Genomic DNA, 22,947 nt, shown 5'->3' on the forward strand with positions numbered 1-22,947 from the left:
ATCAGTCGGATAGAGAAGATCATTCGAAAGTATCGGCCGGAACAAAGGCCGGAATTTCACGCGGGTGGCTGACAACCGCATCGGCGCCCGCTTTCCAGAGATCGTCGACGGAGGCATACCCCCAAGAGACACCGATCGCCTTTGCGCCCGCGGCTTTCGCCATCTGCATATCGTAGATTGCATCGCCGATCACGACAGTATCGGCCGGAACCATGCCGGTTTCATGGCAGCATTCCATAACCATGGCCGGGTGCGGTTTTGACGGACAGTCATCCGCCGTGCGCGAGACGATGAAGTGTTCGGTAAAGCCGTGGCTTTCAAGAACCTGGAGAAGGCCGCGCCGGCCCTTGCCGGTGACTGCGCCAATCAGCACGTCGTCCCGTTTCGCCAGCATTTCTATCAAAGGTGCAATGCCCTCAAAAAGCGGCGTTGGATTTTCGGCCCGTTCCTTCAGTGGAAGGTAGTTCTCTTTGTACCGCAGCGCCATGGCCGACGCCTCGTCATCGACGTGGGCCCTGCCAAGCATGCGCGCGATCGCGATGTCCAGCGTCAGGCCGATGATCGCCTTCGTCTGCGACATATCAGGCCGCGGCTTGCCGAAGTCGGCGAAGGTTTGAGCCATAACCGCATGGATGAGACCGGCGCTGTCCACGAGCGTACCGTCGCAATCGAAGAGAACCAGTTTCATCTGATATCAGTCTTCCCTGTCGCCGTCGGCCACATCGAGACCGAGCAGGTTCCACGTTTGCACCATATGCGGCGGCAAAGGCGCGCTGACCCGAAGCCGGCCGCCATTCGGATGGGGAATATCGATATGACGCGCATGGAGATGCAGGCGCTTCTGGATGCCACCCGGAAAATCCCAGTTCGGATCGTCGATATAATATTTGGGATCGCCGATGATCGGATGGCCCATATGGAGCGCGTGAACGCGCAGCTGATGCGTGCGGCCGGTATAGGGCTCCATCTCCAGCCAAGCGAGGTTCTGGGCAGCCGTATCGATGACGCGGTAATAGGAAACTGCGTGATCGGCGCCATCCTCACCATGTTTGGCGATGCGCATACGGTCGCCATCCATCGTCTGTTCCTTGACGAGCCAGGTGGAGATCTTGTCCTGATGCTTGCGAGGCACGCCCTTGACCAGCGCCCAGTAGGTCTTTTTGGTGTCGCGCTCTCGGAAGGCGGCGGTCAGTTTCTGTGCTGCGCCGCGTGTTCGGGCAACAACCAGCACGCCTGACGTGTCACGGTCGAGGCGATGCACCAGACGCGGCTTCTCGCCTTTCTGGCTTGTCCAGGCTTCCAAGAGCCCATCGATATGGCGATTGACGCCGGAGCCTCCCTGCACGGCAATGCCGGCCGGCTTGTTGAAGACGAAGACCTTGCCATCTTCGTGCAGCAGCATGCGCGCCAGAAGTTCGGAATCTTCTGAATGTTTGAGATCTCGCGAGCCGATCGGCCCGCTTTTTACCTTCAGATCGGAATCAACCGGCGGCACACGCACCATCTGACCCGGCTGCACGCGTGCATCCGTTTTCACCCGGCCGCCATCCACACGTACCTGACCGGAGCGCAGCAGCTTCTGCAACTGCCCGAACCCAAGTCCCGGATAATGAATCTTGAACCAGCGATCGAGGCGCATACCGGCCTCGTCGGCCCCGACCTTGATATGCTCGATACCTGCCATGAAAATTCCAGTCTCTCTGTCTTTATCGCGCGCCCGCTGTTCGGCGCGCTGTTTGGATCAAGCCTTTAGAACAAGTTGCGGCCCAAGGCCAGCCCGGCGAAAACCGCGGCGATGGAAACGATGAGGCTCGCCAGCACGTAAACGATCGAAAGGCCCGTCGCACCACGCTCGAGGAGCGAGGCAGCGTCAAGCGTAAAGGACGAAAATGTCGTGAACCCGCCAAGGACACCGGTCACGAGAAACAGCCGCATCTCCATTGAAGCGTTCAGTCGTCGTGCCACGAGCTCGACCAACAGGCCGATCATGAACGAACCCACCACATTGACCGCGAGCGTGCCCCAGGGAAAATTCGGCCCGGCCAGTCGCACGCTCCAGACGCCGACGAGATAACGGAAGACGGAACCGATTGCGCCGCCTGTCGCGACGAGGGCGATGTTGAGCATTGGTATCGTGTCTCCGGATTTGCGGACCGTTTCGTCCGGCGCAATTTCTAGATCATGGGGAAAGAATGCGAAACCCCTCGGTGCCCGGCCCTTCCGTTAAAATACGATTAAATTCTCCGCCTCCGGTTTAGTCTTCCAACAAGAAGCAGATGCTAATGTTTGGTTTTTTAAGGGTCGGCCGCGATTGCCGGGGGTTGCATGACACAGGTCTTTTCCGTTTCTGCCAATACGGCCGCCTATGCACTGGAGGCCGTAAAACCGTCTCAGCGCGCCCCGCGCAAAAGTGAAGTGGAAGAAGCCATTCACGACTTGGCGCGCAAGGCGGAGAGTGGAGACGATTTTCAATTGCGCGGTCTGATGACTGTGATCAAACCGCCGGCCCTGACGCTCTATTTTCTGACGGTTGCCAGCCAGCGCCAGGAACGGCAGGCGACGCTGGAACAGGCCCAGCAGGCATATGACGATAATAATGGAAATAAATCAATTTAAATTCAATAGTTTACCTTAATGACTGCATGTTTTTCCTGATATATGTCATTTCGATTTCACGCGTTCAGGTTGCTGTCAGTTGGAAATCCTAGTTCTCCAGCGTCAATTGGAGGACCGTCATGACATCAATGATCCGCTATGCAACTGCCCTCGCAGCAGTTCTGACAATGTCAGTGCCCGCTTTCGCAGCCACGACAATCAAAGTGACAGAGGGTGGTGAAGGCGGCGGGCCGATGACGCTCGTGCTTGACCAGACCACCGTCAAGGCCGGCGATGCGGTTTTCCATGTGCACAACGATGCGATGAGCGAAGAGCACGAAATGATCCTCGTGAAGCTCAAGTCGGCCGACCAGAAAATTCCGCTCAACACCGCCAAACATCGCGTTAATGAAAAACAGTTGAAGAGCCTCGGAGAGGTTGCCGACCTCAAGCCGGGTGGTGATGGGCAGCTGAAAGCAAAGCTGACGCCTGGCAGTTACCTTCTCTTCTGCAATATCAAGGGTCACTACGAAGCAGGCATGCAGGCCAGGCTGACCGTTACAAAATAAGAATGGCCAAACAAATTTGGGCTGCCGGATGGTTACAGCGTTCCGGCAGCCCATTTTATTGTCAGTTGTGCTGGTGCCCGCCCTTGTCGTCACCGCCCTTTGCAGAGCCGGTCGCCAACACCACGTCGACCTTTCCGGCCTTTTCAAAGACAAGGGTCACAGGCACCTTGTCACCTTCCGCGAACGGTTTTTTGACGTTGAAGAACATCATATGCAGGCCGCCGGGCGTCAGCTCGACGGTTTTTCCTGCGGGAATGACGATACCCTCTTCCAGCTTGCGCATTTTCATGACGTCGTTGACCATGGCCATCTCATGGATTTCCGCGCGGCCGGCCGTAGACGATTCGATGCCGATCAGCCTGTCGTCGGCATCGCCGGTGTTCTTGATCGTCACGTAACCGCCACCCACCGGCTGTCCCGGCAGCATGGCTTTTGTCGCGCCCCCAGACACTTCGAGGCTACCCGCCTTCACGACATCCGTGTCCATCGCCATGGCGGCGTGGTCGTGGCCGCCTGCATGATCGGACTTTGCGGTGACCTTGATGGTCGGCGCCGGGCTTTTCAGGGAATGCGGATCAACGCCAGCGGCTGCGACCTCATCCCACGAGACCTTGCCCTTGTCGCCGCAAAGCTGGGTCACTTTGAACGCCAGGTCCTGCCCTGCTTCGATGCCGGAAATCTTACCCTGCACGGCGAAGGTGTCGTAGAACTCATCCGGCAGATCGCCACCCTTCCAGCGGATTTCAATCGGGCCGCTTTTGATCTCCTTGCCGTGGTTCGCATAGGTCTTCTGATAGTCGCCCTTGATGACCTCCAGCTGCCAGCCTGCCTTGGGCTGCGGCTTGGCGGAAATAAAGCCCTCAGGCAGTTTGATCTGAACCTCGGTGGTGGCGAGGCCGCCATCGCATCCATGCGGCACCTGAAGGGCGGCTACGATGGTACTATCCTGCTCAGCCGAGCCGTCGACGAAGGTGGCGTGCGCAAAAGCCTGCGACGCCGAAATTGATGCGACGACGACGCCGCAGGCGATAATTTTGGTGCTGTTCATTTGCTTGTCCCTGCGACTGCGACCCCTCCGGGTCCACGCAGCCGCGTGCTTGCCGCAGAAGCGGCGATGATCCGAAAACGAAAATCAGGCTGACAGCGCTGGTGGGCCGCGCGCAGACGGTCTCTGGATCGTCAGGACAGGATGGAAATGCCACTCCGCCGACAGGCGATTGTCGAGCCAGGCGAATTCGGTCTTCAGCCAGCCATCCGTTTGCGGCACAGGCAGAAGAATTGATGATGCAAGCAGGCAGGCTTCGCAGAAGAGGATGGCATCACCCGAGTGTGGGCCATCATTCTTGTGGGAACTGTTCAAACCATCGGCGTGGCCGAGGCAAATTTCCGCGAACGTACCATCCGGCAGTCTGTAGCTCTCATCAAGAACGACCGCGGGCGTCCCGGCGAGCGCCGGTTTATGGGCAAAACCGAGCGACAGCATCAGCATCGCGCAGAAAATGCGAAGCATCTTCCCCTGTCCCCTCAGCTGTCGTGTTCGATCTGCACCCATGCTCAATGCGATAGCTCGCTTTGCCGACGATATCAAAGGGGAATTTTGACGCAGGGACAGAAGCAGATTGGGAACAATCGACCCGAGGCGACATTTTCTTTGCTTAACCACTGCTTAAGGGAGATCCGCCATGCCAGCCAAATCGAAAGCCCAGCAGAAAGCCGCCGGTGCAGCTCTTTCTGCCAAGCGGGGTGAAACAAAGAAATCCAGCTTAAAAGGTGCTTCAAAAAGCATGGAGAAGTCTATGACGGAAAAGGAACTTGAGGATTTCGCTTCGACGAAACGCAAGGGGTTGCCATCGAAGAAATCCGACTAGGGAACCATCTCCACATCGGGCTTGTAAGGCCCGCTCAGAGAACGCCATAAGCAGAGCCAGTCGCTGCGCGGCCGATGGTGATGGCGCAGATGGAGCAAAAATCTGTTCAGATGCGTCATTTGGTCCTTGCCAATATGCGGGCTTCGAAGATAATGAGCGTCGCATCACCGTTGGGAGAAACCGCTTCAATGCGGTGCCGAAGGAGCAACCGCCCCGGAAACTCTCAGGCAAAAGGACCAACGTTGACGACGGAACTCTGGAGAGAAGCCACCTTGATCTAAGGACGGCTCGCCGAAGGGATAACAATCTCAGGCGACAAGGACAGAGGGGGCTCTTGAACCGGCGCATCGCGCCATGACCTGAGCCCGCGCGTTAAGCCGCGCTACCCCTGGAGGCGTCCTTGGACGATACCGCCGCGCTGAAAACCACGCCGCTCCACTCGCTTCACATTTCGCTGGGCGCCCGCATGGTGCCGTTCGCCGGTTACGACATGCCCGTCCAATATCCTTCAGGCGTGATGAAGGAGCATCATCAGACACGCACTTCGGCCGGTCTCTTTGATGTGTCTCACATGGGACAGGTCATCGTTAAGGCGAAGTCCGGCAACAATTCGGATGCTGCCCTCGCGCTGGAAAAGCTGGTGCCGGTCGATATCCTGGGCCTCAAGGAAGGGCGCCAGCGCTATGGCTTCTTCACAGACGACAACGGCTGCATTCTGGACGATCTGATGATCACCAATCGCGGTGATCATCTTTTCGTCGTCGTCAACGCCGCCTGCAAGGATGCCGATCTCGCCCATATGAAGGCGCATCTTTCCGATGCGTGCGAGATCACGCTGCTGGAAGACCGCGCCCTGATCGCGCTGCAAGGCCCGCGTGCTGAGGCCGTGCTGGCCGAATTGTGGGCTGGCGTTTCCGCCATGAAGTTCATGGATGTGCAGGAAGTGCCTCTGCACGATATTCCCTGCATCGTCTCGCGCTCGGGTTATTCCGGTGAGGATGGCTTTGAAATCTCCGTACCATCAGATAAGGCCGAAGAGATCGCCAGGGCACTGCTCGAACATCCCGATTGCGAAGCCATCGGGCTTGGCGCGCGCGACAGCCTGCGTCTGGAAGCCGGCCTTTGTCTCTACGGTAACGATATCGACACGACCACCTCCCCCATCGAAGCCTCGCTGGAGTGGGCGATCCAGAAGGCGCGCCGCGCCGGTGGCGAGCGTGAAGGCGGTTTCCCGGGCGCGGAACGCATTCTCGGCGAGCTCAAAGACGGCACATCGCGCCGCCGCGTCGGTCTGAAGCCCGAAGGCAAGGCGCCGGTTCGCGGCCATTCGAAGCTTTTTGCGGATGCAGACGGCAAGACTGAAATCGGTGAAGTAACGTCGGGCGGCTTCGGTCCTTCGGTCGAAGGTCCCGTGGCCGTGGGCTATGTGCCCGTTTCCCACGCTGCTGCCGGAACGGTGATCTTCGCGGAAGTGCGCGGCAAGTATCTGCCCGTCACCGTCGCTGCCCTGCCCTTCATCACGCCCACCTATAAACGCTAATTTCATCACATTTCCGGAGAGAACACGATGCTGAAATTTACCGCAGAACACGAATGGCTGAAGTTTGAAGGCGATGTCGCCACCATTGGCATTACCAGCCACGCCGCTGAACAGCTCGGCGATCTCGTTTTTGTCGAATTGCCGGAAGTGGGCGCAACCTTTGCCAAGGATGGTGACGCCGCGACCGTCGAATCCGTCAAGGCAGCGTCGGACGTTTATTGTCCGCTGGATGGAGAAGTGGTCGAAATCAACCAGGCGATCGTTGATGATCCGTCATTGGTCAATTCCGACCCGCAGGGCGCTGGCTGGTTCTTCAAGCTGAAGCTCTCCAATCCGGCCGACGCCGAGACGCTGCTCGATGAAGCAGCCTACAAGGAGCTGATCGCGTAATGACGACGCCCACCGAGTTTCATTTTACCGATTATCAGCCCTATGACTTCGCCAACCGGCGGCACATAGGGCCGTCGCCCTCGGAAATGGCCGAGATGCTGAAGGTCGTTGGCTATAAGAGCCTTGATGACCTTATCGACGCCACCGTCCCCTCCTCCATCCGCCAGAAGGTGCCGCTCACCTGGGGTGCTGCGCTGACCGAACGCGAGGCGCTGGACCGTCTTCGCGAAACGGCCAACAAGAACCAGGTCCTGACCTCGCTGATCGGCCAAGGCTATTACGGCACCATCACGCCGCCGGTCATCCAGCGCAACATTTTGGAAAACCCGGCTTGGTACACGGCTTATACGCCCTACCAGCCGGAAATCAGCCAGGGCCGGCTTGAGGCGCTGCTGAACTACCAGACCATGGTTTGCGATCTGACCGGCCTCGACGTCGCCAACGCATCGCTTCTGGATGAAGCCACTGCTGCCGCCGAAGCCATGGCCATGTGCCAGCGCGTCGCGAAATCCAAGGCGACCGCCTTTTTCGTTGATGCCAATTGCCACCCACAGACCGTCGCGCTGATCGAGACCCGTGCGGCCCCGCTCGGCTGGAAGGTGATCGTCGGCAACCCCTTCACCGATCTCGATCCGGTCGACGTCTTTGGCGCGATCTTCCAGTACCCGGGCACCCACGGCCATGTCAGCGATTTCTCCGGCCTGATTTCCCGCCTGCACCAGACGGGCGCGATTGCGGCCGTCGCCGCCGATCTCCTGGCGCTGACGCTGCTGAAATCTCCTGGCGAAATGGGCGCTGACATCGCCATCGGCACCTCGCAACGTTTTGGCGTTCCGGTCGGCTACGGTGGACCGCACGCGGCTTACATGGCCGTCAAGGATGCGCATAAGCGCTCCATGCCCGGCCGCCTGGTCGGCGTGTCCGTCGATGCGCGCGGCAACCGCGCCTATCGCCTGTCGCTACAGACCCGCGAGCAGCATATCCGCCGCGAAAAGGCGACGTCGAACATCTGCACGGCGCAGGTCCTGCTCGCCGTCATGGCCTCGATGTACGGCGTCTTCCACGGCCCGCAGGGCATCAAGGCGATTGCCCAGCAGACCCACCAGAAGGCCGTTCTCATGGCCAAGGGCCTGGAAAAGCTCGGCTATACCATTGAGCCGGAGACTTTCTTCGACACGATCACCGTCGAAGTCGGCCATATGCAGGGCGTCATCCTGCGTTCTGCCGTCGCGGAAGGCGTGAACCTGCGCAAGGTGGGCGCGACCAAGATCGGCATGAGCCTTGACGAGCGCACGCGCCCGGCAACGCTGGAAGCCGTGTGGCGCGCTTTCGGCGGTAATTTCTCGATCTCGGACTTTACGCCGGACTATCGGTTGCCGAAGGACCTGCTGCGCACCAGCGAGTACATGACGCATCCGATCTTCCATATGAACCGTGCCGAAAGCGAGATGACCCGTTACATCCGCCGTCTTTCGGACCGTGATCTGGCGCTCGACCGCTCGATGATCCCGCTCGGTTCCTGCACCATGAAACTGAACGCCACGGCTGAAATGCTGCCGATCACCTGGCCGGAATTTTCCGACATTCATCCCTTCGCGCCCGCCAATCAGGCGCTCGGTTACAAGGAGATGATCGATGATCTCTCGGAAAAACTGTGCTCGGTCACCGGTTACGACGCCTTCTCCATGCAGCCGAATTCCGGCGCGCAGGGCGAATATGCGGGTCTTCTAACGATCCGGAACTATCACCTCGCCAATGGCGATACTCATCGTGATGTCTGCCTCATCCCGACGTCCGCGCATGGCACCAACCCTGCCTCGGCGCAGATGGTCGGCATGAAAGTGGTGCCAGTGAAGGTGCGAGATAACGGGGACATCGATATCGATGATTTCCGTGGAAAAGCAAGGCAGTACGCCGAAAACCTCGCGTGCTGCATGATCACCTATCCGTCCACGCACGGCGTGTTCGAGGAAACGGTTCGCGAGATCTGCGAGATCACCCATGAGCACGGCGGTCAGGTTTATCTCGATGGCGCCAACATGAACGCCATGGTCGGTCTCGCCCGCCCTGGCGATATCGGCTCCGACGTTTCCCACCTTAACCTGCACAAGACCTTCTGCATCCCGCATGGCGGCGGTGGTCCGGGCATGGGGCCGATCGGCGTCAAGGCTCATCTTGCTCCTTACCTGCCCGGCCATCCAGCGACGGATGGTCGCGAGGGTGCGGTGTCTGCCGCCCCGTTCGGTTCGCCATCGATCCTGCCGATCTCATGGAGCTACTGCCTGATGATGGGCGGCGAAGGGCTGACGCAGGCAACCAAAGTCGCGATCCTCAACGCCAATTACATCGCCGAGAGGCTGAAGGGCGCTTACGACGTACTCTACAAGTCCGAAACGGGACGTGTGGCGCATGAGTGCATCATCGACACGCGACCGCTCGCAGACAGCTGCGGCGTAACCGTCGATGATGTTGCCAAGCGCCTGATCGACTGCGGTTTCCATGCACCGACCATGAGCTGGCCGGTTGCTGGCACCCTGATGATCGAGCCGACGGAATCCGAGACCAAGGCGGAAATCGACCGTTTCTGCGATGCGATGCTGGCAATCCGTGAGGAAGCCCGCGACATCGAGGAAGGGCGCGCGGACAAGACCAACAATCCGCTGAAGAATGCACCGCACACGGTGGAAGACCTCGTTGGCGAGTGGGATCGTCCCTACAGCCGTGAAAAGGGCTGCTTCCCGCCCGGCGCATTCCGCATCGACAAATACTGGTCACCGGTTAACCGCATCGACAATGTCTATGGTGACCGAAACCTCATCTGCACCTGCCCGCCGATGGAGGCATATGCTGAAGCGGCCGAATAGGAGATAGGTGCAAACAACATGCAAAGGCCCGGAGCGATCCGGGCCTCTTTTTTTGCGCTCAGGATTCGCATGGGTGTTCCAGCTTTCTCGCGATTGATCATGGCTCGGCCCGTGCTAAACAGAACGGGTATTCGAGCCGGGACGGAGGGGGAATGCGTCTGATTTGCCTGAATGGTTGGGGCGGCAAGCTTCACGATGAGCTCATTTCCTACATCACGTCATACGACCCTGATATCCTTTGCCTGCAAGAGGTTGTGCACACGCCGGAAGCCAAGCGCGAATGGTTGAGCTACCGCGACCATGGCACCGAGCTGCCACAAAGGGCAAATTTCTTCCGGGACGTCATGGACGCCCTGCCCGACCATGTGGCGATATTCTGCCCGGCCGCGCGGGGAGACCTCTGGGATGGTGATACGCGGTATGATTCCCAATGGGGGCTGGCGACTTTTGTGCGCAGATCCTTCGCGGTCGTCGCACAGTCGCAGGGTTTCGTTCACGGAGCCTTTTCGGCGAACGGCTATGGTGAGCACCCACGCTCGCGAACAGGCCACGCCGTCAGGATTTTCGATTTTGCAACGGGTCAGCCTGCCGTCATCGCCCACATGCATGGGCTGCGTGACCTCGCCGGAAAACATGACACTCCCGCTCGGCTGGAGCAGGCTAAAAATCTCGTTAAGCTCGTCAGGAATGTTGCGGAAGAAGGCGATCGGATAATCGTTTGCGGCGACTTCAATGTGCTTCCTGACAGCGAGACGTTCGAAGTGCTAAGCGACCTTGATCTGGTCGAGCTCGTGACCGGTAGAGGGTTCACCGATACGAGAACGTCGCTGTATCCCAAGCCGAACAGATATGCGGACTATCTTCTGGTCAATCCGGCTGTGACAGTCGATCGTTTCGACGTGGTGAGAGAGCCGGAGGTCTCCGACCACTGCCCCTTAGTGCTCGAGTTCAGCTAAGCGCGGTTGCTGGGGTAGCTCCAATCACCTTACCAGTCTGATGTCACTCGTCACCACGGTCTTCCCGGTCTTGCCGTCCTTGTCGGTCGTGCGCAGCCTCAACCCGTTCGCGCCGACTTTTTCTATTGTCATGGCGGCAACGCGGTCGCCGTTGATGTCGCGGTTCCAGCGTACGGTGAGATTGATGGCATTGCCACGCCGGTTTCCAGAGAGGGCGGAGGGACGACCGGAGGGGCCCGTGTAGCTTCCGCTATAGCTCGCGCCACTGGCGGTGAGGTTGGCGGCGATTGCACGTTTCACAACCAGAAGACCGCGACACGTTCCGGCCATCTGCAACGCAGAACGTTGGGCGTTGGAGTTCAATGTGCAGTCGACGTTAATGGCGGGCGCACCGATCCGAGTAATAATCGTCCCTTTCCCCTTCCAGGTGCCTTTGAGGGAGGAAAGGAATGCGCTTTCGTCAGCGTAAGCCGGTTGTACTGCAAGCATGCCGGTCAGCGACATTAGAAATGCAAGCGAAGCTTTCATGGCAACCATCCATATTGTTGACGAATGCCAACTCGCAGAGCAACGGAAATGTTCCTGAGGAAATGCTTGTTTTAAAAAAGAAGTGGACGGACATTTTTTTGTTTGCAAGCGCAACTATTTCCGAAGAGAGATGTTTCACGCGAACCTTACCAAACACGCCTTCAACACATCATACCTTCGGAGCGATTATCATGACGGCCATCGGTGTTACCGCTCCGCAGACTTCGTCGGGCCTGCCTTCGGGTGATAGGCCAAGGAGCGGCGGAATATCGGACAAGACGCTGTTTGCGCTCGCCGCGCTCAATTTCTTTCTTGCCGACGCCCGGGATGGTCTTGGACCGTTTCTGGACGCGTTCCTGGCAACCAAAGGCTGGTCTTCCCTGTCGCTCGGATTGATCGCCACCGTGGGTGGCCTCGTTGGCCTGCTCGCCACGCCACTCTGCGGCGCATTGGTGGACGGCACGACATGGAAACGCACGCTGATCGCAATCCCTGTCGTTCTGGTGACCATCGGCGCCCTGGTTACGCTGATCTTTCCGGATGTGTGGATTGTCTGGACGGGGCAAATCATGACTGCCGTCGTCGGAGCGGTTGTCGGTCCGGCGCTCGCCGGCCTCACCCTGGGGCTCGTCGGCGAACGGCTTTTCTCTCACCAGATTTCAAGAAATGAGTTCTGGAACCATGGCGGCAATTTCGCTTCGCTTTTCGCGACCTATGTCGTCGTCACCTTTTTCGGTTTGAACGGCATCATCGGACTGATGCTGTTGACCGCAGCCGGTGCGCTGGTCGCAACGGCCGCGATCGACCCCGCCCGGATAGACCACAAGGTGGCGCGCGGCCTTGGCGAGGACAAGGGCGAACCCGGGCCTTCCGGTATCAACGTGTTGTTGCACGAACGCGGGCTGATCTTCCTTGCCATCATCCTTCTCGTCTTCCACTTCGGCAACGCACCGATGGGCCGTTTGATTGCGCAGGATTTCGCCATCGAGCTGCAGACGCCCTTCCGCACCACCGCCATCATTACCGGTGTCGCGCAGTTCGCGATGATCTTTGTCGCCGCCATGGCGCCATGGCTGATCCGGCGCTTCGGCCTTTCGACCGTCTTCCTTATTGCGCTCGCTGCCCTGCCCGTGCGCGGCGTCCTTGCCGCTGCCTTTACGGATTTCTGGGTCATCTTTCCGGTGCAGTTTCTTGATGGTGTGGGCGCCGGGCTTCTCGGTATCGTCACGCCCGTTGCGGTGGAAAGGATCCTTAAAGGGACCGGCCGCTTCAACGTTGGTCTCGCCAGCGTCATGATGGTTCAGGGCGTCGGCGCATCATTCAGCAATGTCGTTGCGGGATGGTTGGTCACGAAGGGCGGCTATTCGTTGTCTCACTTGGTCGGTGGCGGCATTGCCGCGATCGCCATTGGTCTCTTCCTAGTCTATCGCCACGACATAGCGCCGAAACAAAATGACGATACCCCGTCCCATGAGCCGGACAAGGCTTAAGAAACAAAAAAGAGGCCTGACGGCCTCCTGAAATTTTCGATGTGCCTGCGATCAGCCGACAAACGCACGTTCGATGACGAATTCGGCAGGCTTGTTATTGGCGCCTTCGGTCAGACCGGCTTTTTCAAGCAGTTCCTTGGTGTCCTTCAGCATGGCGGACGACCCGCAGATCATGCCACGGTCAATCGCGGGGTCGAGGGCGGGTACGCCGAGATCGGCAAACAGCTTGCCATTCTCGATCAGCGTCGTGATGCGGCCCTTGAACGGGTATTCTTCGCGGGTAACGGTCGCATAGTGCTTCAGCTTGTCGCCAACGATATCGTTCAGGAATTCGTGGTTGCGGATTTCCTCAACGAGATCGAAGCCGTATTTAAGTTCAGCAACATCGCGGCAGGTGTGTGTGAGAATGACTTCTTCGAACTTCTCGTAGGTTTCCGGATCACGGATAAGGCTGGCAAAAGGCGCGATGCCCGTACCGGTCGAGAACATGTAAAGCCGTCTGCCTGGTGTCAGCGCATCCAGAACCAGCGTGCCTGTGGGCTTCTTGCGCATCAAGACCGTGTCACCCGGCTTGATCGCCTGCAGATGCGACGTCAGCGGACCATCGGGAACCTTGATCGAGAAAAACTCGAGTTCCTCATCCCAGGCAGGGCTTGCAATCGAATAGGCGCGATAAATCGGCTTGTCGCCAACCATCAGGCCGATCATCGCAAACTCACCGGAACGGAAACGAAAACCGGCAGGGCGCGTCATGCGGAAGCGGAACAGGTGGTCGGTATAGTGCTCAACCGACAAAACCGTCTCGGCGTAAACACCGTCAGGTATCTTGATCGCGAAATCTTCCGTCTTGGCTGGCGCGTTCATTTCAGGTTCCGTCCGTTCCTATTCGATGCGACATTCTCCGACCGGGCAATTATACCATTTCCGCCTCGGTTTGAAGGCATGAGAATATCAATACTGCCATGTCTGTAGGAAATATGTATCACGCACTCATATTTCCAGGCGCCGTGTCATGAAGACGCACGGCGTCTCCAGCTATAGGTCTCACCACCCGCAGCAGGCTTGGCCGTCGGCTGGTAATAGACCGGTATTTCCGGCAGGCGGTTTTCGGACAGACGGCGAAGCGCCGTGCCGTTCGTGACTGCGAAGCTGGTAAAGCCGGTGCGCAGCATCAACGGCACCTGATCGATCAGCACGTCGCCAACCGCCCTCACCTCGCCTGCAAAACCGAGGCGACTGCGCAGCAACGAAGCGTGGCTGAAACCACGGCCGTCATTGAAGGCGGGAAAGCTGATGGCAACCAGGTCGAGACGGTCGAGATAGGGCGCTAGCTTGAGAACATCGTCGGCGGGCGTGATGAGCACGCCGAGGCCAATGTCATTGCTTTCAGCCGCCCGAACCAGAAAATCGGCAAGCGGCAGCACCGGCTTCTGCTCGGCTGTCGCCTTCACTTCTTCCGTTTCGATTACCCACGGATCATTTTCCACGAAGCCGTCGCGGTTCCAGATTTTCGTCATAAAGTTCTCCTCAGGCGGCTTCGGCAGCGGAACCGTAGAGCGCGTCCTTGAACGGCTGGGGTCCGACACGGCGATAGGCTTCGAGGAAGCTCTCTTCCCTCGAAAGGCGCAGGCCCAGATAGGTATCGACGATGGTTTCCACCGCGTCTGTCACCTTTTCCGGTTCGAAACCACGGCCGATGATCTCACCGATCGAGGTGTTTTCGTCGCCCGATCCGCCAAGCGTGATCTGGTATAGCTCCGCACCCTTTTTCTCCACACCCAGGAGGCCGATATGACCGACGTGGTGGTGGCCACAGGCATTGATGCAGCCGGAAATCTTGATCTTCAGCTCGCCGATTTCCGCCTGACGCTCGGGTGCACCAAAGCGGGTGGAAATTTCCTGCGCCACCGGAATGGAGCGCGCATTGGCAAGTGCGCAATAGTCCAGCCCGGGACAGGCAATGATATCGGTGATGAGCCCGGCATTGGCTGTTGCAAGCCCTGCACCCACAAGCGCGCGATAGACCGGCTCAAGATCGGCCAGCGCAACATGCGGCAGGATGATATTCTGCTCATGGCTGATGCGGATTTCATCAAAGGCATATTCGGCGGCAATATCGGCGACCAATTCCATCTGCTCGTCCGTTGCATCGCCCGGAATGCCGCCGATCGGCTTCAGCGAAATCGTCACCATGCCGTAGTCGGGATGCTTGTGCGGCGCGACGTTCTGCTCGACGAACCGGGCGAACCCCTCATCAGCACGCTTCCAGCGCGCCAGGCTTTCCCAGCCCTCGGGCCGGTCCTTGAGCGCCGGCGGCGCAAAATAGGCGGTGATCGCCGCGATATCGGCATCAGGGAGTTTCAGTTCCGAGTTTTTCAGCTCAGCAAATTCGACTTCGACCTGCCGCGAAAGTTCCTCTACGCCTGTCTCATGCACGAGAATCTTGATGCGCGCCTTATACTTATTGTCGCGACGGCCGTGGAGGTTGTAAACGCGCATGATCGCCGTGGTGTAGGACAGGAGGTCCTCTTCCGGCAGGAAATCACGAATTTTCTTGGCGATCATCGGCGTGCGGCCCTGCCCGCCGCCGACATAAACGGCAAAACCGATCTCGCCCTTGTCGTTCTTTTTCAGGTGAAGGCCGATATCGTGAACCTGAATGGCGGCACGGTCGCGCTCAGCGCCCGTGACAGCGATCTTGAACTTGCGCGGCAGGAATGAGAACTCCGGGTGTACGGAGGACCATTGCCTGAGAATTTCGGCATAGGGCCGCGGGTCAGCCACCTCATCTGCCGCAGCACCGGCGAAATGATCGGCAGTCACGTTGCGAATGCAGTTGCCTGATGTCTGGAGCGCGTGCATTTCAACGCTTGCGAGCTCGGACAGAATGTCGGGCGTGTCCGAAAGGCGGGGCCAGTTATACTGGATGTTCTGACGCGTGGTGAAATGGCCGTATCCCCGGTCGTATTTGCGGGCGATATGGGCCAGCATCCGCATCTGCTTCGAATTCAGCGTTCCGTATGGGATGGCGACGCGCAGCATATAAGCATGCAACTGAAGGTAGACACCGTTCATCAGGCGCAGCGGCTTGAATGCGTCCTCGGCCAGCTCGCCGGAAAGGCGGCGCTCGACCTGATCGCGAAACTGTGCCACGCGGCCTTCAACAAATGCGTGATCGAACTCGTCGTAACGGTACATATTCTTCCTCAGACTGCGATAAAGGCTGCATCGGCCGGCTTGTAACCGGCAGCATAGTGCATGGTCGGGCCAGCGGCGCGAATACGCTCACGAAGACGCGTCGGCCACAGCTGTCCCTTCTCCTCGACAACATCGATGATATTGACGTCAACGACCTTGTTGGCAGAAAAGTCGCGTTTGCCGATCTCCTCGAGCGAAGCAACGGCTTCGGCATGGCGCGCAACCAGCGCGTCCTGCAGCTTCTCGGTCCATTCGCCATTGGCATCCAGCCAGACAGCGATGCCATCGCTCAGGCGGTTGGCGGTCAAAACCTTGTCAGCCATTCACATACTCCCGTTTCAAGTCCCCCGGCGCTCCTGAAAGAGCAAGCGATTCGGACTTCTCAAAATTTGCGCCAGCAACCGCATCGCCAATAATGACCATGACAGGGCCGGTCATTTCATCGCGATGTTCAAGGTCGGGCAGATCGTTCAACGTGCCGTGCAGCAGGCGGCGGTCCGCGCGGCTGGCATTTTCGATGACGGCAACAGTCGTTTCAACGGCGAGACCTGCGTCAATCAACCGCTTGGCCACCGAGGCGGCGACGCTGCGGCCCATGTAGACGGCGATCGTCGCGCCGGAGACCGCAAGACGCGCCCAGTCCGGCAGAACGTCGCCCGCCAGATCATGGCCTGTGGTAAAGATGAGTGACGATGCAACGCCGCGCAAGGTCAGCGGCAACTCAAAGTCCGCAGCCGCGGCAAATGCCGATGTGATGCCGGGGACGATCTCATAAGCGATGCCCGCGTCGCGAAGCGCCGCCATTTCCTCACCCGCCCTGCCATAGACGAGCGGATCGCCGGATTTCAGACGCACAACGCGCATGCCTTGCCTGCCGAGACGGACCAGCAGGCGGTTGATGTCGTCCTGCGACTTGCTGTGACAGCCTTTTCGCTTGCCGACGGAAAGCCGCTCGGCATCGCGGCGGCCCATATCGACAATCGCCTGCGGGACCAGGGCATCATAAACAATCACATCGGCTTCCATCAGAACCCGCTGCGCGCGCAATGTCAGCAAATCTTCCGCGCCCGGTCCAGCACCGACAAGCCAGACACGTCCCTCCGCCTTTTCCGGCGCATCGAGAAGCTGCTCGACCGCTTGATGCGCGGTAAGCGTGTCGCCATTCGCCATCGCATCTGCGACAGCGCCCGAGAAAAACCGCCGCCAGAAATTACGGCGCAACGCGCCCTTCGGCACATTGTTTTCCGCGGCATCACGGTAATGCACCGCAAGTCGCGCGAGTTTGCCGAGCGACGGAGACAACATCTGGTCGACACGGGCGCGGATCATCTGAGCGAGAACAGGTCCGGCGCCTTCCGTCCCGATGGCGACAGCGACCGGTGCGCGCGTCACGAGGGCCGGCGTGAAGAAATCGCAGAACTCAGGCTGGTCCACGGCATTGGCGGGTATTTTGCGCGCGCGCGCCGCCACAACGATGTCGCGATCCAGGCGCTCGTCACCGGTTGCAGCAAAAACGAGCGTTGCGCCGTCGAGCAGCTTTTCGGCAAATGCGAGGGCCCGATGGTCGATACTGTTGTCAGCGAGATATCGGGCGAAATTGTCATCCGGTTCGTCGGCGTAGGCAATGATATGGGCATTGGTGTTCGAAAGAAGTCTGACCTTCGCGAAAGCCTCGTCACCATTGCCGAAAACGGCGACCCGCCGTCCCTCAACCCGGAAAAATGCGGGGAAGGTCGAAAGGCGGTCGCCAGCAGCGGAGAAAACATGTTCTGTATGCATTGGACATATATCCCGCATCGGCGCGCATTGGTGAAGAAACAGAAATTCAAGCCCTTCCGGTGGCTGGATTTTTATTTCTCGAACACCCCAGTTTTGGAGGAAAACCAACCGGCGTTGCGTTTTCGCCCTATTGGCTCGTGCCACGGAAGTCGGGAATCCCTTGACAAAAACGCGGATGCGCCGAACAAGGGGCAGCAGCAAGCACCAGACGTCTCCCAAGCAGACACCGCCTTTTAATGAAGGCGGAACGAAGGATCAGACCCTTGACCAACCAGCCACTCGCGGCCCGCCTTCTCGATGTCATCGAACACGATATTCTGCCCTTGACGGCACGCGGCGTCAGCCTAGGAAACAAGGTCTTCGGTGCGGCGATCCTGCGCAAATCGGACCTTTCACTGGTGGTCGCCGAGACCAATAACGAGCTTGAAAACCCGCTTTGGCACGGCGAGGTCCACACGCTGAAACGGTTCTACGAGTTGGGCGAAAAGCTCAACACCAGGGACCTTATCTTCCTGTCGACGCATGAACCCTGCACCATGTGCATGTCCGCCATCACCTGGGCCGGATTCGATAACTTTTATTCTTTCTTCAGCCATGAGGATTCCCGCGACGCCTTCGCGATTCCGCATGATCTTAAAATCCTGAAGGAGGTCTTCGGGCTGGAGCCGGGTGGATATCGCCGAGCCAATGCTTTCTGGAATTCGTTTTTCATCGCCGATCTGGTGGAGGGTGAGGAAGACCCGCTGCGCACAACGCTGAAGGCGCAGACTGCCCGCATCAAGGCTGCTTACGACGACCTGTCGAACAGCTACCAGTCCTCAAAAAGCGGCAATGATATTCCGCTGAACTGATAAGCATGAAGGTGTGAGACACATGGAAGCCTCGAAGGATATTTCCCGCCTGATCGAGATCATGGAAGCGCTTCGCCAGCCGGAAACCGGTTGCCCCTGGGACATCGTCCAGACCTTCGAGACGATCAAGCCCTATACGATCGAGGAGGCCTATGAAGTGGCCGACGCAATCGAGCGCAATGATATGGACGACCTCTGCGAAGAGCTGGGCGACCTTCTGCTTCAGGTTGTGTTCCATGCGCGCATCGCCGAGGAACGGGGCGAGTTTGCTTTCGGGGACGTGGTGAAGGCGGTGACCTCAAAGATGATCCGCCGCCACCCGCATGTTTTTGCTGTTTCCGATGCGGACACCGCCGACCGCGTGAAGCTGCAATGGGATGTGATAAAGGCCGAAGAAAAGCGCGAACGTGCGGAGCGACGCGCGCGCCGTGGCATCACCGAAGATTTCAACGCCGGATTTCTTGGCGGCGTCCAGCGCAGCCAGCCGGCGCTGACGGAAGCCTTGAAGTTACAGGAGCAGGCCGCGCGTGTCGGCTTTGACTGGTCCGACCCTGCTCCCATCCTCGACAAGATCGAGGAAGAAATCGCCGAGTTGCGCGAGGCGCTGGCGCAGGGACGGCCGGAACAGGTCTCCGACGAATTGGGCGACCTGATCTTTGCCCTCGTCAATATCGGCCGACATGTCAAAGCCGATCCGGAAGATGCGCTGCGCGGCACGAATACAAAATTCCGCAGGCGTTTCAATCACATCGAGACATCGCTCAGCGACAATGGCGAGACGCTGCAAGGCGCGAGCCTCGAGAGAATGGAAGAGCTGTGGCAGGCAGCGAAACGGATCGAGCGTTCGCTGGATTCGCTTTCACTCTGATCGTGCAGGTGCGGCGGGTGCTCCGGCTGGCGCCGCCAGAGGAACTGTGCGTCCCGCCAATCACACCGACGTCATCCTTGCATCCTTTTCGGAGCGCTCAGCGTTCCCAGTCTTCCCGCTCGCTGATGGTCGTCTTGCCGAGCTTGCGCTCCAGCTCCGCAGCCTGCGCTTCCGATAGGCGCACATCGAGAGAAACCGATCCGTCCTCATGGTCTTCACGGCTATCGACGATGGAATTGCTGTAGACCCAGGAAATCAGCGGGAGCTGCTCCACCGAAAGCAGAACGGTCGTCTCCGTCAGCACACCGGACAGGCGCTTGGAAATCTCATCCATGAGGGCATCGACGCCCTCGCCCGTTATCGCCGACACCGCACGGATATCCGATCGCCCCTCGGCACGGTGCATGATGGCGTCATGCGCTTCCGGATCAAGACGGTCGACCTTGTTCCAGACTTCGATGATGCGCTGCTCGGCTTCCTTCTCATCGATGCCGAGATCGCTGAGGATACGCAGCACGTCTGCCGATTGCGCCGCATTGTCAGGGTCGGACATGTCGCGGACATGCAGGATCAGATCGGCTTCGAGTACCTCTTCCAGCGTGGCACGGAAGGCCGCAACGAGGTGGGTCGGCAGATCCGAGATAAAGCCGACCGTGTCCGACAGGATAACTGTGCGGCCGTGCGGCAGCTTCATGCGTCGCAGGGTCGGGTCGAGCGTCGCGAACAGCATGTCTTCGGCCAGAACGCCAGCACCGGTGATGCGATTGAAAAGCGTTGACTTGCCAGCATTGGTGTAACCAACAAGAGCCACGATCGGATGCGGCACCTTGCGGCGCTTGGCGCGGTGCAGCTGGCGCGTGCGAACCACCTGCTCGAGCTCTTTTTCGAGCTTGACGATACGATCCTGCAGCAGCCGGCGGTCGGCTTCGATCTGTGTTTCACCCGGACCACCCATGAAGCCTGCGCCGCCGCGCTGGCGCTCAAGGTGGGTCCAGCTTCTGACAAGGCGACCCTTCTGGTAGTTCAGATGCGCGAGATCGACCTGCAGCGTGCCTTCCTTGGTGGAGGCCCGGCGGCCAAAGATTTCAAGGATGAGACCCGTGCGGTCGATGACCTTGGCGTTCCACTGTTTTTCGAGGTTGCGCTGCTGGACCGGCGTCAGCGGATGATCGACGATGACGAGGCCGGAATCGGTTTCATCAAGCAGATGACCGATTTCCTCAATTTTGCCGGTTCCGAACAATGTCGCCGGGCGTGGCTGGTTGACCGGAACGATAAGGCCCTGTGTCACGTCGAGATCGATGGCAAGCGCAAGCCCCTTCGCTTCCTCAAGCTTGGCTTCAACCGAGCGACCGGGTGCCACAGGTGCGGCCGGATCGCGATTGTCACGCTGCTGTTTGAGGACCGGAACGAGAACGACGGCGCGCATGTCGTCGCGGCGTTTTTCCTGCTCCGGGATGATCGATTCGTTCGAGGTGTCGCGTGTGGAAATGGGCTCGGCCTTATTTAATGGGTTCATGGCCGACCGCATCCGCGGGAACGGCCATTGGAAAGAACCTCGCGAAACGGGAAATGTTCCCGCTTCGGGTCAATCTAAAGCGAATAGGCGTCGAGGGAGGCTATCAGGCCGCGCCTTCTTCGCTTTCGAACATCTGCATCGGCTGACCGGGCATGATGGTCGAAATCGCATGCTTGTAAACCAGCTGCGAATGACCGTCACGGCGCAAAAGCACGCAGAAATTGTCGAAGGAGGTCACAACGCCCGTCAGCTTGACGCCGTTGATGAGGAAAATCGTGAGCGAGATCTTCTGCTTACGAACGGTGTTGAGGAAGAGATCCTGAAGGTTTTGAGAACGTTCCGCCATGGCGCCGCTTCTTTCTTTTTTGCCGGCAGGGATACCGGAAAATAATCAATCAATAATAAGCCGGCCGAGTCATGTCCCCCGCTTGGCCGACCTCAAACTCTGGTATCAAATCATGTTCCGTTCCGCAACGGTCAAAACAGTGTGACGGCTACGAGTATTGACCCGCATTTTCAATTCGGAACAGTCAAAAATATTGTATCGAAACCCGGAAAAGTTGTTCCACGTCCCGCACCGCATCGGCGGATGCAAAAAGCACGACGCGATCCTTCGCCTTGATCTTGGTGCTGCCGTCGGGACGTATGACGATACCGTCGCGATAGATCGCGCCGATGCGTACCCCCTCGGGCATATCGATGTCGCGGAACGCCTGTCCCACAAGCGGCGAGGTTTCCAGCGCCTCCGCCTCGATGACCTCGGCCGAGCCGCGCTGGACCGCATAGACCGAACGGATACGACCCTTTCGAACGTGCTGGAGTACGCGCGATATCGTCACGGCCCGGGGATTGATGTAGGCATCGAGACCAAGCGAATCTGCGACATCGTGGAACGACGTACTGTTCAGGAGCGCAAGGTTCGACTTGCAGCCAAGCTGCTTTGCCATGACAGCGGCCAGAATATTGGTCTGGTCATTGTTGGTGAGCGTGACGATCAGGTCCGCGTCCTGGATATCTGCCTGCAGGAGGATTTTCTGGTCGAGCGCCGAGCCATGCATGACAATCGTCTGGCTGAGGTGTTCGGACGCTGCCACGGCCTTGTCACGGTCTGCCTCAATGATTTTCACCCGCGTCTTCGGCTGCATCTCCTCGATCTTGCTGGCGACGAAATGGCCGATATTGCCGGCACCTGCAATCACGATGCGTTGCGCTTCCTGCTCGTCATGGCCGAAGAGGCTCAAGGTGCGACGGGCGTGCTGGCGCTGGCATATTACATAGGCGAGGTCACCTACTCGCAACTGTTCCGCCGAATTGGCGACCTTAAGGATACCATCGCGGTAGATGCCGACGACCGTAGCGACGAGGTCGGGAAAGAGGCTGGAAAGCTGCTGCAGCGGCGTGTTGATGACAGGGCAGTCTTCCATGCACTCGATGGCGAGCATGTAAACGGTGTCATCCGCAAAGCGCACGACGTCGGTTGCGCCGGGGAACGCGATGCGCCGCAGCACCATCTTGCCAACCTCAACCTCCGGGGAAATCGTCACGTCGATGGACATGTTCTCACGGCTGAAGAGATCGGCATATTCCGGCTTCAGATAACTCTGGTCGCGGATTCGGGCGATCTTGGTCGGCACGCTGAAGAGCGCGTGCGCCACTTCGCAGGCGACGATGTTGATCTCATCATGCAGCGTCACCGCGATGATCATGTCGGCCTGATCGGCGCCCGCCTTGGCCAGCATGTCCGGATGCGCGCCGTGGCCGACATAGCCGCGCACATCAAGCGTTTCGGTGATCGCAGTGATGAGCGATGCTGCCGTGTCGATAACGGAAACGTCGTTATCTTCACGCGACAACTGTTCGGCGATGCCGTAACCCACCTGCCCTGCACCGCAAATGATGACTTTCATGCTGTCTCTCTGCCAGAATAATCCG

The 22,947-nt window shown here is 58.8% G+C and carries 24 protein-coding genes and 1 riboswitch; of the genes, 10 read left to right on the forward strand and 14 right to left on the reverse strand.

Going from position 1 to position 22,947, the window contains the following annotated elements; all coding sequences use genetic code 11:
* Window positions 1-19: 19 nt before the first annotated feature.
* The 3 genes from AT6N2_RS03305 to crcB form a co-directional block, all read right to left on the reverse strand.
* A complete protein-coding gene (locus AT6N2_RS03305) occupies window positions 20-688 on the reverse strand; it encodes an HAD family hydrolase (protein ID WP_063948999.1) in 669 nt (222 codons plus the stop codon).
* A gap of 6 nt (window positions 689-694) precedes the next feature.
* A complete protein-coding gene (locus tag AT6N2_RS03310; protein WP_209088443.1) occupies window positions 695-1,684 on the reverse strand; it encodes an RluA family pseudouridine synthase in 990 nt (329 codons plus the stop codon).
* A 65-nt stretch (window positions 1,685-1,749) separates the two neighbouring features.
* A complete protein-coding gene (gene crcB, locus AT6N2_RS03315; protein ID WP_209088446.1) occupies window positions 1,750-2,127 on the reverse strand; it encodes a fluoride efflux transporter CrcB in 378 nt (125 codons plus the stop codon).
* A gap of 198 nt (window positions 2,128-2,325) precedes the next feature.
* Between crcB and AT6N2_RS03320 the strand changes: the two genes are divergently transcribed.
* Together AT6N2_RS03320 and AT6N2_RS03325 are read left to right on the forward strand one after the other, a co-directional pair.
* Window positions 2,326-2,616 (forward strand): hypothetical protein, encoded by a 291-nt coding sequence (locus tag AT6N2_RS03320; protein ID WP_144574409.1) that lies wholly within the window; start codon window positions 2,326-2,328, stop codon window positions 2,614-2,616.
* 119 nt (window positions 2,617-2,735) lie between these two features.
* Window positions 2,736-3,164 carry a plastocyanin/azurin family copper-binding protein gene (locus AT6N2_RS03325; protein ID WP_209088449.1) on the forward strand — a complete coding sequence of 143 codons (429 nt, stop codon included), beginning with the start codon at window positions 2,736-2,738 and terminating at the stop codon, window positions 3,162-3,164.
* Window positions 3,165-3,225: 61 nt separating this feature from the next.
* Here the strand turns inward: AT6N2_RS03325 and AT6N2_RS03330 are convergent, their stop codons facing one another.
* Complete coding sequence (locus AT6N2_RS03330; protein ID WP_209088452.1) at window positions 3,226-4,212, reverse strand: copper chaperone PCu(A)C; 987 nt, start codon at window positions 4,210-4,212, stop codon at window positions 3,226-3,228.
* An 84-nt stretch (window positions 4,213-4,296) separates the two neighbouring features.
* Window positions 4,297-4,674 (reverse strand): hypothetical protein, encoded by a 378-nt coding sequence (locus AT6N2_RS03335; RefSeq protein ID WP_209088455.1) that lies wholly within the window; start codon window positions 4,672-4,674, stop codon window positions 4,297-4,299.
* A 172-nt stretch (window positions 4,675-4,846) separates the two neighbouring features.
* On the opposite strand from AT6N2_RS03335, the gene AT6N2_RS03340 reads away from it, so the two are divergent.
* The 5 genes from AT6N2_RS03340 to AT6N2_RS03360 all read left to right on the forward strand — a co-directional run bounded on the left by AT6N2_RS03340 (window position 4,847) and on the right by AT6N2_RS03360 (window position 10,782).
* The gene (locus AT6N2_RS03340; RefSeq protein ID WP_063949006.1) at window positions 4,847-5,032 is read left to right on the forward strand and encodes a DUF3008 family protein; all 186 of its coding nucleotides are present in this window, start codon (window positions 4,847-4,849) and stop codon (window positions 5,030-5,032) included.
* A gap of 161 nt (window positions 5,033-5,193) precedes the next feature.
* Window positions 5,194-5,281: riboswitch (glycine riboswitch) on the forward strand.
* 151 nt (window positions 5,282-5,432) lie between these two features.
* Window positions 5,433-6,572, forward strand: coding sequence for a glycine cleavage system aminomethyltransferase GcvT (gene gcvT, locus AT6N2_RS03345; RefSeq protein WP_209088458.1), 1,140 nt, complete (start codon window positions 5,433-5,435; stop codon window positions 6,570-6,572).
* A gap of 27 nt (window positions 6,573-6,599) precedes the next feature.
* Window positions 6,600-6,962: a glycine cleavage system protein GcvH gene (gcvH, locus tag AT6N2_RS03350; protein ID WP_209088460.1), complete on the forward strand. Its 363-nt coding sequence runs from the start codon at window positions 6,600-6,602 to the stop codon at window positions 6,960-6,962.
* Window positions 6,962-9,826 (forward strand): aminomethyl-transferring glycine dehydrogenase, encoded by a 2,865-nt coding sequence (gene gcvP / locus AT6N2_RS03355; RefSeq protein WP_209088463.1) that lies wholly within the window; start codon window positions 6,962-6,964, stop codon window positions 9,824-9,826. Before gcvH ends, gcvP begins: the two co-directional genes overlap by 1 nt.
* A gap of 152 nt (window positions 9,827-9,978) precedes the next feature.
* Window positions 9,979-10,782 (forward strand): endonuclease/exonuclease/phosphatase family protein, encoded by an 804-nt coding sequence (locus AT6N2_RS03360; protein WP_209088466.1) that lies wholly within the window; start codon window positions 9,979-9,981, stop codon window positions 10,780-10,782.
* Window positions 10,783-10,806: 24 nt separating this feature from the next.
* On the opposite strand, the gene AT6N2_RS03365 is transcribed toward AT6N2_RS03360, so the two are convergent.
* The gene (locus AT6N2_RS03365; protein WP_209088469.1) at window positions 10,807-11,310 is read right to left on the reverse strand and encodes a hypothetical protein; all 504 of its coding nucleotides are present in this window, start codon (window positions 11,308-11,310) and stop codon (window positions 10,807-10,809) included.
* A gap of 191 nt (window positions 11,311-11,501) precedes the next feature.
* On the opposite strand from AT6N2_RS03365, the gene AT6N2_RS03370 reads away from it, so the two are divergent.
* A complete protein-coding gene (locus AT6N2_RS03370; protein WP_209088472.1) occupies window positions 11,502-12,800 on the forward strand; it encodes an MFS transporter in 1,299 nt (432 codons plus the stop codon).
* A 51-nt stretch (window positions 12,801-12,851) separates the two neighbouring features.
* On the opposite strand, the gene AT6N2_RS03375 is transcribed toward AT6N2_RS03370, so the two are convergent.
* The 5 genes from AT6N2_RS03375 to cysG form a co-directional block, all read right to left on the reverse strand.
* The gene (locus AT6N2_RS03375) at window positions 12,852-13,664 is read right to left on the reverse strand and encodes a ferredoxin--NADP reductase (RefSeq protein ID WP_209088476.1); all 813 of its coding nucleotides are present in this window, start codon (window positions 13,662-13,664) and stop codon (window positions 12,852-12,854) included.
* A 146-nt stretch (window positions 13,665-13,810) separates the two neighbouring features.
* Window positions 13,811-14,317, reverse strand: coding sequence for a DUF934 domain-containing protein (locus AT6N2_RS03380; RefSeq protein WP_209088478.1), 507 nt, complete (start codon window positions 14,315-14,317; stop codon window positions 13,811-13,813).
* Window positions 14,318-14,327: 10 nt separating this feature from the next.
* Window positions 14,328-15,998, reverse strand: coding sequence for a nitrite/sulfite reductase (locus tag AT6N2_RS03385; protein ID WP_209088481.1), 1,671 nt, complete (start codon window positions 15,996-15,998; stop codon window positions 14,328-14,330).
* An 8-nt stretch (window positions 15,999-16,006) separates the two neighbouring features.
* Window positions 16,007-16,321: a DUF2849 domain-containing protein gene (locus AT6N2_RS03390; protein ID WP_063949014.1), complete on the reverse strand. Its 315-nt coding sequence runs from the start codon at window positions 16,319-16,321 to the stop codon at window positions 16,007-16,009.
* A complete protein-coding gene (cysG, locus tag AT6N2_RS03395) occupies window positions 16,314-17,777 on the reverse strand; it encodes a siroheme synthase CysG (RefSeq protein ID WP_209088484.1) in 1,464 nt (487 codons plus the stop codon). The genes AT6N2_RS03390 and cysG overlap by 8 nt, the downstream gene beginning before the upstream one ends.
* A gap of 236 nt (window positions 17,778-18,013) precedes the next feature.
* Between cysG and AT6N2_RS03400 the strand changes: the two genes are divergently transcribed.
* Together AT6N2_RS03400 and mazG are read left to right on the forward strand one after the other, a co-directional pair.
* On the forward strand, window positions 18,014-18,628 hold the full coding sequence (locus AT6N2_RS03400) for a deaminase (RefSeq protein WP_419188616.1): 615 nt from the start codon (window positions 18,014-18,016) through the stop codon (window positions 18,626-18,628).
* A gap of 22 nt (window positions 18,629-18,650) precedes the next feature.
* Window positions 18,651-19,496, forward strand: coding sequence for a nucleoside triphosphate pyrophosphohydrolase (mazG, locus tag AT6N2_RS03405; protein ID WP_063949016.1), 846 nt, complete (start codon window positions 18,651-18,653; stop codon window positions 19,494-19,496).
* A gap of 97 nt (window positions 19,497-19,593) precedes the next feature.
* Here mazG and hflX read toward each other — a convergent pair whose 3' ends face one another.
* From hflX to trkA, 3 genes are all read right to left on the reverse strand, one after another.
* Entirely contained in the window at window positions 19,594-21,015 is a 1,422-nt protein-coding gene (hflX, locus tag AT6N2_RS03410; protein ID WP_233282472.1) for a GTPase HflX, read from the reverse strand.
* A gap of 103 nt (window positions 21,016-21,118) precedes the next feature.
* On the reverse strand, window positions 21,119-21,361 hold the full coding sequence (hfq, locus tag AT6N2_RS03415) for an RNA chaperone Hfq (RefSeq protein WP_003496145.1): 243 nt from the start codon (window positions 21,359-21,361) through the stop codon (window positions 21,119-21,121).
* A gap of 184 nt (window positions 21,362-21,545) precedes the next feature.
* Window positions 21,546-22,922, reverse strand: a complete 1,377-nt coding sequence (trkA, locus tag AT6N2_RS03420; protein WP_209088487.1) for a Trk system potassium transporter TrkA — start codon at window positions 22,920-22,922, stop codon at window positions 21,546-21,548.
* Window positions 22,923-22,947: the final 25 nt, after the last annotated feature.

The organism is Agrobacterium tumefaciens, from assembly GCF_017726655.1.
GTDB lineage: Bacteria > Pseudomonadota > Alphaproteobacteria > Rhizobiales > Rhizobiaceae > Agrobacterium > Agrobacterium tumefaciens_B.